The following is a 13,072-nucleotide window of genomic DNA, read 5'->3' as shown; positions in this document are numbered from 1 at the left end:
ACACTAGCTAATTTTTTTTAGTTTTTCAGAAATCTCATAAAGCCATTTCATTTGTTCATAAATTAAAATAGCTTCTTGAATTTTTTCTGTTTCGTTTTGAGTCAAAGTTAATTTATTTAAAGAGTAACTTAAATCGTTATAAGCATTTTTTAACGATTCGGTTTCTTTTTTACTAACTAATCTAGTTGATTTTCCTTCTAAATTTTGGAGAGTGGTGGTTAAATTATCTGCTATAGAGGAAGCGATAAAATTAAAAGATTCTGACATTTGAGTTGTCTTATGCGTATTTATAAAATTACCTAGGCTTGCTAACGAAGATATAAAGGTTTGGTTTAAGGCAGTGTATTTGTATAATTTTTGATAAGCGTCTTGCTTAGACTTAGGTTCTTGCGCCATACGCTGTAACGCTGCGCTAAGATTTCCTTGCGTTATAAAAGCAAATTTTCTTGCCAGTTTATATTCATCGTCAACTTCATTTTTGGTTGAATATAATTTTCTAATTTGATTAAAATAAGCCAAACTACCTTTTATAGCTTCCTTAACCTCCTTTTGATAATTAGCGTGTTCCCAAGTGGGCCACAAAAAGAAATTTCCACAAAAAGCTAAAGATGCACCAATTACAGTATCTAATAACCTATATTGAATTACACTTAAAACATTGGGCTGCAAAAGAGCATAAAGAAAAACAACATTAAGCGTTATAAAAGCAGCAGCCCCTATATAATTTTTTTGAATTAAAGTGAATGCTATCACTAAACAAAGCATACTAAGTACCAAGAATAAAATTGGATCATGAAATAGATACACAATTAAAAAAGCGATAGCACCGCCAAGCAGCGTGCCCAAAATCCGTTTTACAGATCGTTCTTTTGTTAAACCGAAATTTGGTCTTAAAATAACCAGAGTAGTTAAAACAATCCAATAAGCATTCTGTAGAGCAAACCACTTGCCAACTATGACACCCAATACCATCAAAACAGCCAAACGTAAAGCATGTCTTAGTATAATATTTTTAAAACTCAGTTGATTTTTATAAACTTTAAAACTATAGTCTACCGGTGTAAGAAAACGATTTATGCTTTTAGAAGTTAATTTAGCTAACTTGTCTTTGCTTTTTAGGTTTAGTACTATACGTTCAATATGACTAAGTTTTTCATATATGCTAATTTCCTGATTAAACCATGTTTTAAGTGTCGCTTTTGATTCTATATCACTTTTTAAAGATGAATCATTTTGCAAAACATCTCTTAGTTTCTTGATTTTTAAACGTATACCATCTTTTTTATCAAGCTTTACTTCAGATAGGAAATAGGAAGAAAAATGTAATAGTCGTTTAGCTAAATCCGATTGCAATTCTGAAAATAATTTTATAATTTGAGGAGTAGTCTTTTTAAAATCTGTAAGCCAATTATAATCAATTGGATTGGCTAATGCTACTTCAAAAATATCAATAAGCTCTGTGAAAATTAATAAATTACGCCTATTGGTGTTTGACTGTCCATAGATTTTTCTATTGCTAATTAAGCTCTCGCGCAAACTCTCGTGCAGTTCATTTATTTCTATATGAAGTTGATTTTGTTTTTCTAAATACTTAGTTAGATTTTTTGGCTTTTCAATTATTTTCTGCCGTAAAACCAAAAATTGAGCGGTTTTATTTGCCAGGTTACCTAGCTGCCTTTTTATATAGCTATGGGGCCGAATGATAATATATAGCGTACTAACTAAAATATACCAGCAACATCCTAAACCTAAAAATAGAAGGTGCAAACCAAGACCTGTTTCTTTACTAAAATTGGCATAACTTAAAACGATTGCTAAAAGCCCAGAAAAACTAACTAAAGATGCTCTAAAACCATATACTGCGACACTCGCGGTAAAGAAAACAAAGAGAAAAAGACAAATTAAATTCAACGTTAAATTGAATTGGGTTATCTCTCCTATAAGCGAACCTAAAACAGCCAAAATTGCCGCTGAAACCATACCGTAAAACCGATGTTTCAAATTCCCCTGTATATCACTTGGAGCAATTAAAAACACTCCTAATGCCATGGCTATTCCATAAGGCATAGCATCAACCAAATAAAAGAAAAAAACCGGCACAAATATCGAAAATAATAACAGCCAGGCTTTTATAAAATCGGTATCATTGATAATATTTTTAAATCTTTTAAACATCGTTCCTAATCCAAAGAATTATATTTTTATTGGGTTTAATTGATGTCGCAAACTTATTATAAAATATTGGTTATGTACTTGTTTAGCGAGTAAAGTACTAGTATTTTTACATAAATTTAAAATTTAATGCAGTATAAAGAAACAGCGCGTTGGGCGTACCATTGGTTAAGGGATTACAATTGGACTGACGCTATGGCGCAATATGGTAATTTTACGTTCAATCTTATTCTTCTTTTAATTTTAGGTTATCTTTTTAACTTCTTAATCCGTAAAATTCTAATCACAAGTTTTGGTAAACTGGTGAGAAAAACCAAAACCGTTTTTGACGATTTTCTTTTTAAAAACAATGCACTTACCCACCTCACTCATTTGATTACGCTGTTGTTTTATCGCTCAATGTTACCTTATCTTTTAATCGATTTCCCTGCATTGAGAGATGAATCAATTATCTTATTAGATCTTGCTAGTATTATCATTAGCATTTGGTTCATACGCAGTGTCTTAAGAAGTTTAAGAGATTTTCTACGAACGCTAAATAGTTTTAAAGATAAGCCTATAGAAAGCTACATACAAGTGGTTATGATTTTTATTTGGCTTTTTGGAGGCATAATAATTTTCAGCTTGCTAACAGGAAAATCGGTTTGGCAATTTTTAACCGCATTAGGAGCTTTATCCGCCATAATTTTACTGATTTTTAAGGATACCATTCTAGGATTTGTAGCTAGCATTCAGGTAGCTGTAAATGACACTGTTCGAATTGGTGATTGGATCACTATGGAAAAGTATGGAGCAGATGGAGATGTTATAGAAATAAATTTATCATCTGTTAAAATAAGAAATTTTGATAAAACCATTACCAGTATACCTACATATTACTTGATATCTGATTCATTTAAAAACTGGCGAGGAATGAGTGTTTCGGGTGGTCGTCGAATTAAGCGCGCCGTAAATATCAAAACAAATTCTATCCGTTTTTTGAGTTCTGAAGATATAGAAGATTTAAAAAAAATTCAATTAATAGCCCCCTATTTAGATGAAAAATCTAAAGAAATAGAGCAATACAACACGCAATATAATATTAATAAATCGCATATAGTGAATGGGCGAAACCTCACCAATATTGGTGTTTTTAGGAGATATATAGAATTATACCTTGCCAACCATCCTAAAATAAATCATGAAATGATAGCAATGGTAAGACAGCTCCCCCCTACGGCACAAGGAACACCCTTAGAAGTATATGCCTTTTCGGCAGATAAGGTTTGGTTGAACTATGAAGGTATTGTCTCAGATATTTTTGATCATGTACTAGCAGCATTACCATACTTTAAATTAGAAGTTTACGAATTACCCAGTAGTTCAATTATGGAAAAGAACGAGAAAAACACTTTTGTTCCGCCCCAAAATCAATCTTAAAATCTATGTTTTAACTTGTAGAAGCTAATATTTGAACTTACCTTTGCAACTTTTAATATTTGCCTCAAATAAATGTCAAATAACAAGAATTTTAAGAAAAAGCCCCGTTGGAAATTACTGCACCAGTATTATTCATACACTGGATTTTACTCGTTTGTAGGAAAATCTCTGCTTAAAGCAGCCATTCCTATTGCCGTTTTTGTAGTTGGACTTATTGCTGTTCATTTTTTCGTAATAGATATCAATGATGTATTGGCTTATATTACTGCTAATTTTCCGCCCGTTGGGGTGTTAAGCGTTTTCTTTTTGTCTGAATCTATATTAGGACTCATCCCGCCTGAAATCTTTATTGCTTGGGCAGGAAAATCATTGCATCCTAATTGGTATTTGTTTACTTTGGCCTTATTGTCTTATTTAGGCGGAATAGTGTCTTATTTCGCTGGACGCGGAATTGCAAGTATTCCTTCGGTTTTTGTTTACCTTGAAGTAAAAATGGCCAAGCATATTAAAAATATGCGAAAATGGGGAGGATTTTTAATTGTGGTAGGAGCTCTACTACCTGTTCCGTTTGCTATTTCGAGTATAGCAGCCGGTATAATTAAATTCCCTTTTGGCAGTTATTTGCTTTTTGGTCTATTGCGCTTTTTACGCTTTTTCATTTATGGTGTAATGATTTTTGGCGCCCTAAACTAAATACTAATCGCATAGAAAACTTTAAAAACAAATTAAAAAATAAAAAACTAGCGGTTAATCCGCTAGTTTTTTATTTTTCTAAATGAGATTATTTGTTAATCGATAAATAATTCATTGATTCTAGAACGCAATTTTCGATTGTAATCCTCGTACAGCCAGTCACGGTAATTTTTAGTATTATTAATAATGCAGTAAGAATAGCGCTTCACTCGGTCTCTAATATCATCGGCTAATTCTCTTGCCAAAATTCTAGCGTCAAACACATCTTCACTATTCTCTATACACATTTTGGCATGCTGCTCTATTGAAGCTTCTAAAACCTTTTTTGATTTCTCGCCATTATTCACCGCCTTCTCATATGCTGCTTTTATATCAAACTCAATATCTTCTGAGTTTTTAAACATTTCCCTTACTTCAGCGGGCATCTTGTACTTAAACTCTCTTTCTATCTCCTCATCACCAGTAATATTCTCTAAGAAGTAGTCTGGATTTTTAAATATAAGCTGCCAATCTACTGGTGCATCCCAAAGCCCAAAACGCGCGGCATTGTTTCCCAAATCAATAACATTAAAAGTGTCTTTCCCTGGTAATTTACGAGAACCACGACCAATCATTTGGTAATAGAGCGTTAAAGATTTAGTAGCTCGATTTAAAATAATATTTTCAACAGTAGGCTCATCAAAACCGGTAGTTAAAATACTCACTGAGGTTAGGATAGCATCGGGTTTATTTTTAAACCACTTAAGAATTTCTTTTCTTTCTTTTTTAGAATGGGTGTTGTCTAAGTGTTTGATTTCATATCCAGCATCTTTAAAAGTTTGATAGACGTACCACGAAGTATTTATCCCGTTATTAAAAATTAGGGTCTTTTTACCTTTACAATGCTCCTCATAAGCCTGAACAAGCTTATTTTGCATTGACATATTTGTATAAAGATCTTCAGATGATTTTACGGTGTAATCTCCATTAATACCTACCTGTAACGAGGTTAAACCTACATCATAGCTATAAGTTTTTGCTCGCGCTAAGAATCCTTGCTGTATTAATGATGGAATGGAGTTACCAACTATTAGTTCTTGGTAGTTGTCTTTCATCGGCAACTTAATGTTAGAACTTAAAGGAGTTGCCGTAACACCTAAAATAAATGAGTCTTCAAAATACTTAAATAATTTTGTGAATGAATTATAATGCGCTTCATCTATAATCACTAAGCCAACATCGGCTACTTCTAATTTATCATCATTTAAGCGGTTATTCAAAGTTTCAACCATTGCAACAAAACATTGATAATCGTCTTGATCGGGAAGCTCTTTTACTTTTGAATTAATAATCTTGTTTTTTACCCCAAATCCTTTCAACATTTTTGAGGTCTGCTTACATAGCTCAATCCTGTGCGTTAAAATAACAACCTTTTTGTCTGTTTGATTAATATAACGCCGAACAATTTCCGAGAATATAACGGTTTTTCCTCCACCTGTTGGCAATTGATATAGCAAATTAAAGTTGTCTGGTGCTTCATCTAAGTAAGAAAATATTTTATTCAAATCTTCTTGTTGATAGCCATACAATTCTTTTTCGGTATTGCTTTTCTCAATTTTGTCTTTCGTATTCTCCACCATAATATCGGTCATTAAAGAAGTCTTAAATGTTAATCCTGTTAAAAATTTAATCCTGCAAAATTAAGCAGTTTTAAAGGAATTTGCAGCCTATTTTAAAAGAAATTATAGTTTTAAATTTATCGGTTTGTAAATCAAAACATTAATCTGTACCTAAAAAAAATTAGATGATAATTTTAAGTCTAGCTTGAACATTTTTAGACATAAACCCTTACTTTTGCATTTCTAATAACATTAAAAACTAGCTACATTGAATAATCCAAAAGCACAAAAACTTATAGCCAAAATTTTAGATGAGCTTAATCAAGTAGGAATCATTGCCAATACTCTAGTAGCCGACTTGAAAGAGCTACGTCCATTTGCGGTTGAAGAAAAAAGACCGGTTGTAGCCAAAGCTTTGCGTTTAGCTTATGAGCATATTGAAGAAACTTTTACTTTTGATATTCCTATTCCAGAAGAAGAGCCTATAGAGGTTTCGGAAGAAGATGAGCTAGAAGAAGAAACCATGGAAGCTTCTGAGACGGAGAGTGAATTTGATGCTGATCAAAGCATGATTTATTTCATTAATCTTATTAAAGATAGCGACAACAAATTGAATATAGAAGAAATTAGAGAGTATAACGAAGCTTTGCAAAATTACGAATTCTAGTAATTTTTTAAATTTATAAGATAAAGCCCGTTAGTTTAACGGGCTTTATCTTATAATTATATTTCATTTTTTTCGGCCTCGGCTAATCTTTTTTCCCAAGCCCAGGCGCTAGTTAAGGCTTCTTCAAGACTGTGTTTAGCCGTCCATCCCAGTTCTTGGTTTGCTTTTTTAGTATCTGCAAATGCTGCCTCTACATCTCCTGGTCTTCTACTTGTTAAAACATAATTTAAGGCTTGTCCCGTTACTTTTTCAAAAGCCCTTATGACCTCCATTACCGAGCTTCCTTTTCCTGTACCTATATTAAAAACCTCGTAGTTTTTAGCTTGTTTCCCTTTAATTAATCGTTCTAAAGCTACCATATGCGCTTCGGCTAAATCCATTACGTGAATATAATCTCGAATGGCTGTCCCATCTGCGGTATCGTAATCATCTCCAAAAACAGATAATTTCTCTCGTTTTCCTATAGCGGTTTGTGTTATAAAGGGTACTAAATTTTGTGGCACTCCCATAGGTAACTCTCCAATGCGCGCAGAAGGATGTGCCCCAATTGGGTTAAAGTAACGCAAAGCGATAGCTTTAAACTGTTTTTCACTTTTGCTAAAGTCTTTTATAATTTCTTCTCCTATCTGTTTAGTATTCCCATAAGGCGACTCTGCCGTTTTTACAGGAGCATTTTCGTTTATGGGTAATAAATCGGCTTGACCGTAAACGGTACAAGAAGAACTGAAAATAAAATTATTAAGATTTCTTCTTCGCATTTCCTGCAAAAGAAAAACAAGCGTATTGAGGTTGTTTTCATAATACAATAAAGGCTTCTCAACACTTTCGCCCACGGCCTTCGATGCTGCAAAATGAATTACACCCTGTATGTCTGGATGTTCATCAAAAAACTGCTGTACCTTTAAAGGATTTCTTAAATCTAATCTTGAAAATTTAGGAGATTTATTGGTTATACTACAAATTCCTTCTAAGGTTGTAAAGCTAGAATTTGATAAATTATCAATGATTATGACTTCATAGTTTTTTTGAAGTAATTGAACAACCGTATGTGATCCAATGTAACCAAGACCTCCTGTTACTAAAATTTTCATGTTTCTTATTTTAAACAAACATACTAAATTATGCGAGTAATTATTTAGTTTGTTATACTATTTATGCATATTGAATATTGTATCTTTGCATTAAAAAATTATGGATAGATTTATTCGGGTTTTCAGGTGGATAAGCATTTTAGAGGCTATATCTTTCTTAGTATTACTATTAATTGCAATGCCTTTAAAATATATGTTTAATAGTCCAGAAATGGTTAGCACAGTTGGTATGGCCCACGGCGTACTTTTTGTTTTATATGTAATGGGTGCATACTGGATGTATGAAAAACTAAACTGGTCATTAAAAACATTAGCTATTGTGATAATTTGCTCTATTTTACCCTTTGGCCCATTTTATGCCGATAAAAAATTTTTACCCAATACTAAATAATTATTTTTCTGTTTTAAGCCGATCTCGCACAAACTCGACCTTGCTTTTACCGTGAGGGATTGGCTTTCCATCTTGGCCTAAGTTAACCATGATTATCTGATCTACAACCAGAATAGTTTCTCTTGTCATCATGTTTCTGGCTTCGCTTCTTAGCGTTATAGAAGTTTTTCCAAACTTCACGACTTCAATACCTATTTCAATAATGTCTCCTTGTTTGGCAGAACTTTTAAAACTAATTTCGCTCATATAAGCGGTAACCGTTTTAGGGTTTTCTAGTTGTACTACTGTATAGAGCGCGGCCTCTTCGTCTATCCAACTTAAAAGTCTACCGCCAAAAAGGGTGGCATTAGGATTTAGGTCTTCTGGTTTAACCCATTTACGTGTGTGAAATCTCATTTTTTATATTTAATTTTAACATTGCGTCTTCTATAATTTGTTGGTGATCAAAGGCTAAAGAAAAATCTTGCCTTATGGGTAAAATCTCCCAGCTTACTTCTTTAGCATCATCGGCAGCTTTTGCTATGGGTCTTTGTGTTAATAAACAAGCAAAAGCGATACTGATAATTCTTTTTCTCGGGTCACGATCTACTTTATCATAAACCCCAATTTGCGTCCAATTTTTAATCTTTAATCCTGTTTCTTCTTTTAGTTCTCGTTCGCAAGCCTTTTTAAGGGTTTCTTCAGGTTCTAAGAAGCCCCCAGGTAATGCCCAGCTGTCTTTAAATGGCTGATTTTTTCTCTTAATTAACAAGACAGATATGCCTGAATTAGATTTGTAAAAAACCACAGCATCGGTTGTGACTGAAATCTCCTCTCTCATATTAATTCAATAGGATTTTTAATATTAATATGGTATTGCTTGTTTAATTTTTTAATAAAATAGGACAGTAATAGCTCTTTATTATCATTGTCACCTTGATGTATAAAAAAATATAATTTTTTAAGGCCTTTACAATACCAGTTTTCAATTTTATCTAACCACTCATTTATTCTCTCATAATCAATGGTATCATTCATAGCATTGAACCGAATAAACGCAGTTTTTGTGGTTAATCGCATATGTAAAACAGATCTTTCGCCTGGTGTATCGGTTATAACGCTACTTATATTATGGGCTAACAATAAATTATTCAATTGGTCAGCATAATCTTTTTCTTTAAACCATGAGCGATTTCTCAATTCTAATGCTAATGGTAATTCTAATGGCCAAAGTTTAATAAAATGTGCGAGTCGCAGTAAGTTGACTTCATTTGCTTGAAAATTCTCTGGCATTTGCAAAAACGTTACCCCTAAATTAGCGCTTAAATTGGCTATACCATCGATGAAGTAATTCAGTTCTAATTCACAATTATCAAGTCTTTTATAATGCGATATTTGCCGAGGTACTTTAGGGCAAAATTTAAAATTATCGTCTACTTGTTCTTGCCATTTTTGATATTGATTGGGCGACCAATTTCTATAAAAAGAGGCGTTTAGCTCTACAGCATTTAATTTTTCTTGATATTCTGATAGCTTTGTTTTTTTACCATTCGGCTTTAAGCTAGTCCAAGTTGAATCTCCGATTCGAATTTCTTCAAAAGACTGCGGTTTGTGCTTATGCAAAACATTTTGCGTTTGCTTATGATCTTTAGGAAGATATAATTTTTCAATTTCAGAAAATTTTATTTTACCAAATTTCATTTTACTTATTCTGGATATTCTATCCTAAGATGGTAAATATTCTTGAGCTTTCGTTTTAAAATCTTCTTAATATTTTGTATTTCTTTAAAAGTGATTTCGGCATTTAAAAATTGCCCTTGATCCATTTGTTTATTAATGATTTTTTCTACAAAATCATCAATAAGTTGTGCGGTGGGTTCTTTTAAACTCTTGCTAGCGGCTTCAACGCTGTCACTCATCATTAATATAGCTGTTTCTTTACTAAAGGGTTTAGGACCAGGGTATTTAAATTGCTCTGCCGCTACGCCTTTTAAATTGTTCTCAGCTTCTTTTTTGGCTTTTTGATAAAAATAATAAACCAATGTAGTACCGTGATGCGTTCTGATAAAATCAATTATTCGATCAGGTAAATTATGTTTTTTAGCGATCTCTATTCCGTAAACAACGTGGTTTATAATAATTTCTGCACTTTCAATTGGCGATAGTTCATCGTGTGGGTTTACCGAAGTAGTTTGGTTTTCAGTAAACATAGTAGGATTGGTCATTTTTCCTATATCGTGATAAAGTGCTCCTACCCTAACCAATAACGCATTTGCTCCAACTTCATTTGCCGCTGCCTCGGCTAAATTGGCCACATTTAAGCTATGGTGAAAAGTTCCGGGAGCCTTATTTGAAAGTTCTTTTAGTAAATTACTGTTGGTGTCTGATAATTCTAAAAGTGACATATCTGAAACCAATCCAAAAAATTTCTCGTAAGCGTAAATGAGAGGCTGAACGAATAAAGTAGCTAATCCACTTAATAGGAATACCAATAAAGTTTGGTAATCTATTTTACTTAAATCACCTTCTTGAATAATGGTAAATGCCGAATAAGCAAAAATATATACCGCGGTAATTTGCCCTACAGAAATAAATAAGTTAGCTCTCTTGTATAATTCAGAAATGGTTAGAATAGTTACAATACCAGCGATAATTTGCAAAAACATATACTCGTAACTATTGGGCACAATAAAACCAAGAATTAAAACTGTTATCACGTGAGTAAATAAACCCAGCCTGGCATCAAAAAAAGCCTTTAAGGTTAATGGAAGTATACAAAGAGGCACCACATAAATATAGTCTACATTTAAACGAAAGACAGTTACCGTTAGAAAAACACTAATTAAAATGTTTATGAAAATAAAGGTGACTTTGGTATTGCTCTCAAATATTTCTTCTCTATATTTTTTAATAAATAAAAATAACATCAATAAAGCTAAAGCCACCAATAAGGTATGGCCTATTAATACAATATAATAACTGGTAGCGCCCCAAAAATTAGATTCATATTCTTGACGTAATGAAACCAGTATCCTAAATTTATCCTGATCAATAACCTCCCCCTTTTCGATAATCTTACTTCCTTTTGAGATACTACCCTTGGTAAACGATAAAGCCTCTAATTTAGATTGCAAATCATGCTGAGTTAAATTTTCATTTAATCGAACATTGGGTTTAAGTATATTAAAAAATAACTCTTTATAATAAGGGCGGTAAGCTTCTAGTTTAGCTTTTTCTAATTGCACATCAAGAAAATCTCCCAAATTCTCTTGTTTTAAAATCTTTTTGTATGCCACCTCTTGCGCTTCATTGCCTTTTTTTAAATAAATAACACTATTGCTATTAAATCGGACGTTTTGAACAAGTATACCGTATCGATAGATTTTATTTAAAATTTGATTACCAGACTGTTGCAGAAACTTTTTCTTTACATTACCAATTGTATCTGGAAAAACCTTATCGAATTGTTGTGGAAAACTGTTATATACGCTTTGTGTAGCTATTGAATCATAATCGTAATAAGGAATATGATTCGTTCTAATTTCTTCTCTCTCAGCAGCAATCTCATCATCGGTTTTTAAAATTGCAAAATCAAAAGGAGCATAAAGATTTTCATACTGCCAAGGCTTACCCTTGATTAATTCATATTTAAATTTATTACCCTTAGGAAACAGATATACAATAAGAGCAACCGTAAAGAGGTACAAAAACAATTTATAAATCAGTGCCTGCTTCTTATATATTGTGTCAACTACTTTTTTCATTTTCAATACTTATCTTTCAAAAGTAATAAAAATAAGCTTGTATGCTTAAAAAGCATTGTGTTGTTGAACAGAAAATCGTTAAATTCGTGACTTGAAAATAAAATACAGGAATATGAGTAAAGAAGTTGTTATTGTAAGTGCGGTAAGAACCCCTATAGGTAGTTTTTTAGGAAGCTTGTCAAGCATTCCGGCCACACAATTAGGAGCGATTGCCATTAAAGGCGCTTTAGAAAAAATAAATTTAGACCCAAAGGAGGTGCAAGAAGTTTTAATGGGAAATGTTGTTCAAGCTGGTAACGGTCAAGCACCAGCTAGACAAGCTGCGTTAGCGGCCGGCATCTCAGAAAACGTACCTTGTACCACTGTAAATAAGGTTTGCGCTAGTGGAATGAAAACTGTTATGCAAGCTGCACAAAGTATCGCCCTAGGTGATGCCGAAGTAATTGTAGCTGGAGGTATGGAAAACATGAGTCAGATACCACATTATTTGCATTTAAGAAAAGGAACTAAATTTGGTCCTGCACAAATGATTGATGGAATGCAAAAAGACGGTTTGGTTGATGCATACGATCAAAATGCCATGGGAGTTTGTGCCGATTTGTGCGCTAACGAATATGAATTTTCTCGAGAGGATCAAGACCAGTTCGCTATAGAATCTTATGAGAGATCTAAAAAAGCTTGGGAAAGCGGAAAGTTTGACAATGAAATTGTACCTGTTGAAGTACCACAGCGCAAAGGCGAGCCCGTTATAGTTAAAGAAGATGAGGAGTATAAAAATGTTAGAATGGATAAAATAGCTGCGCTAAGACCTGCTTTTACCAAAGAAGGAACGGTAACTGCGGCTAATGCTTCAACTATAAATGACGGTGCAGGTGCGGTAATTTTAATGAGTAGAGAAAAAGCCGAAGCATTAGGTTTAAAACCCTTGGCCATCATAAAAGGCTATGCCGATGCAGCACAAGAACCTAAATGGTTTACAACAGCACCAGCTAAGGCGCTTCCAAAGGCTTTAACCAAAGCAGGTGTAAGTCAAGATGAAATTGATTATTTTGAATTTAACGAAGCTTTTTCTGTAGTTGGTTTAGCCAATATGAAAATTTTAGGTATACAAAACGATAAGGTTAATGTAAATGGCGGCGCGGTTTCTTTAGGACATCCTTTAGGCTGCAGCGGTGTAAGAATCCTTATCACTTTAATTAATGTTTTAGAACAAAATAATGCCAAACTAGGTGCAGCTGCGATTTGTAATGGTGGTGGTGGCGCCTCTGCTATGGTAATTGAAAGAAACGCTTAAGAAT

Annotated in this window: 12 protein-coding genes; 5 read left to right on the top strand and 7 right to left on the bottom strand. The window is 33.2% G+C overall.

Annotation, left to right across the window (positions count from 1 at the left end):
* Nucleotides 1–3: 3 nt before the first annotated feature.
* A complete protein-coding gene (locus FT993_RS10285) occupies nt 4–2,175 on the bottom strand; it encodes an FUSC family protein (protein WP_147862465.1) in 2,172 nt (723 codons plus the stop codon).
* 126 nt (nt 2,176–2,301) lie between these two features.
* Between FT993_RS10285 and FT993_RS10280 the strand changes: the two genes are divergently transcribed.
* Nucleotides 2,302–3,591 carry a mechanosensitive ion channel family protein gene (locus FT993_RS10280; protein ID WP_147862464.1) on the top strand — a complete coding sequence of 430 codons (1,290 nt, stop codon included), beginning with the start codon at nt 2,302–2,304 and terminating at the stop codon, nt 3,589–3,591.
* Nucleotides 3,592–3,663: 72 nt separating this feature from the next.
* A complete protein-coding gene (locus FT993_RS10275; RefSeq protein WP_147862463.1) occupies nt 3,664–4,284 on the top strand; it encodes a YqaA family protein in 621 nt (206 codons plus the stop codon).
* 95 nt (nt 4,285–4,379) lie between these two features.
* Here FT993_RS10275 and FT993_RS10270 read toward each other — a convergent pair whose 3' ends face one another.
* Nucleotides 4,380–5,903 (bottom strand): DEAD/DEAH box helicase, encoded by a 1,524-nt coding sequence (locus tag FT993_RS10270; protein ID WP_147862720.1) that lies wholly within the window; start codon nt 5,901–5,903, stop codon nt 4,380–4,382.
* Nucleotides 5,904–6,150: 247 nt separating this feature from the next.
* Between FT993_RS10270 and FT993_RS10265 the strand changes: the two genes are divergently transcribed.
* Nucleotides 6,151–6,549, top strand: coding sequence for a hypothetical protein (locus tag FT993_RS10265; RefSeq protein WP_147862462.1), 399 nt, complete (start codon nt 6,151–6,153; stop codon nt 6,547–6,549).
* Between the two features lie 56 nt (nt 6,550–6,605).
* Here the strand turns inward: FT993_RS10265 and galE are convergent, their stop codons facing one another.
* Nucleotides 6,606–7,640 carry a UDP-glucose 4-epimerase GalE gene (galE, locus tag FT993_RS10260; RefSeq protein WP_147862461.1) on the bottom strand — a complete coding sequence of 345 codons (1,035 nt, stop codon included), beginning with the start codon at nt 7,638–7,640 and terminating at the stop codon, nt 6,606–6,608.
* A 100-nt stretch (nt 7,641–7,740) separates the two neighbouring features.
* Here galE and FT993_RS10255 point away from each other — a divergent pair, with 100 nt between their 5' ends.
* A complete protein-coding gene (locus FT993_RS10255; protein ID WP_147862460.1) occupies nt 7,741–8,031 on the top strand; it encodes a DUF3817 domain-containing protein in 291 nt (96 codons plus the stop codon).
* On the opposite strand, the gene FT993_RS10250 is transcribed toward FT993_RS10255, so the two are convergent.
* The 4 genes from FT993_RS10250 to FT993_RS10235 are packed head-to-tail and all read right to left on the bottom strand — an operon-like array spanning nt 8,032 to nt 11,774.
* On the bottom strand, nt 8,032–8,427 hold the full coding sequence (locus FT993_RS10250; RefSeq protein WP_147862459.1) for an acyl-CoA thioesterase: 396 nt from the start codon (nt 8,425–8,427) through the stop codon (nt 8,032–8,034). It lies immediately after the preceding gene.
* Entirely contained in the window at nt 8,408–8,851 is a 444-nt protein-coding gene (locus FT993_RS10245) for an NUDIX hydrolase (RefSeq protein WP_147862458.1), read from the bottom strand. Before FT993_RS10245 ends, FT993_RS10250 begins: the two co-directional genes overlap by 20 nt.
* A complete protein-coding gene (locus tag FT993_RS10240; RefSeq protein WP_147862457.1) occupies nt 8,848–9,711 on the bottom strand; it encodes a DUF72 domain-containing protein in 864 nt (287 codons plus the stop codon). The genes FT993_RS10245 and FT993_RS10240 overlap by 4 nt, the downstream gene beginning before the upstream one ends.
* 5 nt (nt 9,712–9,716) lie before the next feature.
* Nucleotides 9,717–11,774 carry an HD family phosphohydrolase gene (locus FT993_RS10235; protein ID WP_147862456.1) on the bottom strand — a complete coding sequence of 686 codons (2,058 nt, stop codon included), beginning with the start codon at nt 11,772–11,774 and terminating at the stop codon, nt 9,717–9,719.
* 112 nt (nt 11,775–11,886) lie between these two features.
* Here FT993_RS10235 and FT993_RS10230 point away from each other — a divergent pair, with 112 nt between their 5' ends.
* The gene (locus FT993_RS10230) at nt 11,887–13,068 is read left to right on the top strand and encodes an acetyl-CoA C-acyltransferase (RefSeq protein ID WP_147862455.1); all 1,182 of its coding nucleotides are present in this window, start codon (nt 11,887–11,889) and stop codon (nt 13,066–13,068) included.
* The last annotated feature ends 4 nt before the right edge of the window (nt 13,069–13,072 follow it).

It is taken from the genome of Mesonia sp. HuA40, assembly GCF_008017835.1.
Classification (GTDB): domain Bacteria; phylum Bacteroidota; class Bacteroidia; order Flavobacteriales; family Flavobacteriaceae; genus Mesonia.
The sequence above is the reverse complement of the archived record's forward strand: the minus strand, read 5'-3'. Positions and strand labels throughout refer to the sequence as shown.

What these genes read in the sequence shown, in the direction of transcription:
- FT993_RS10285 (WP_147862465.1), bottom strand. Translation starts at nt 2,175, where the DNA reads ATGTTTAAAAGATTTAAAAATATTATCAATGATACCGATTTTATAAAA.
- FT993_RS10280 (WP_147862464.1), top strand. Translation starts at nt 2,302, where the DNA reads ATGCAGTATAAAGAAACAGCGCGTTGGGCGTACCATTGGTTAAGGGAT.
- FT993_RS10275 (WP_147862463.1), top strand. Translation starts at nt 3,664, where the DNA reads ATGTCAAATAACAAGAATTTTAAGAAAAAGCCCCGTTGGAAATTACTG.
- FT993_RS10270 (WP_147862720.1), bottom strand. Translation starts at nt 5,903, where the DNA reads ATGGTGGAGAATACGAAAGACAAAATTGAGAAAAGCAATACCGAAAAA.
- galE (WP_147862461.1), bottom strand. Translation starts at nt 7,640, where the DNA reads ATGAAAATTTTAGTAACAGGAGGTCTTGGTTACATTGGATCACATACG.
- FT993_RS10255 (WP_147862460.1), top strand. Translation starts at nt 7,741, where the DNA reads ATGGATAGATTTATTCGGGTTTTCAGGTGGATAAGCATTTTAGAGGCT.
- FT993_RS10250 (WP_147862459.1), bottom strand. Translation starts at nt 8,427, where the DNA reads ATGAGATTTCACACACGTAAATGGGTTAAACCAGAAGACCTAAATCCT.
- FT993_RS10245 (WP_147862458.1), bottom strand. Translation starts at nt 8,851, where the DNA reads ATGAGAGAGGAGATTTCAGTCACAACCGATGCTGTGGTTTTTTACAAA.
- FT993_RS10240 (WP_147862457.1), bottom strand. Translation starts at nt 9,711, where the DNA reads ATGAAATTTGGTAAAATAAAATTTTCTGAAATTGAAAAATTATATCTT.
- FT993_RS10235 (WP_147862456.1), bottom strand. Translation starts at nt 11,774, where the DNA reads ATGAAAAAAGTAGTTGACACAATATATAAGAAGCAGGCACTGATTTAT.
- FT993_RS10230 (WP_147862455.1), top strand. Translation starts at nt 11,887, where the DNA reads ATGAGTAAAGAAGTTGTTATTGTAAGTGCGGTAAGAACCCCTATAGGT.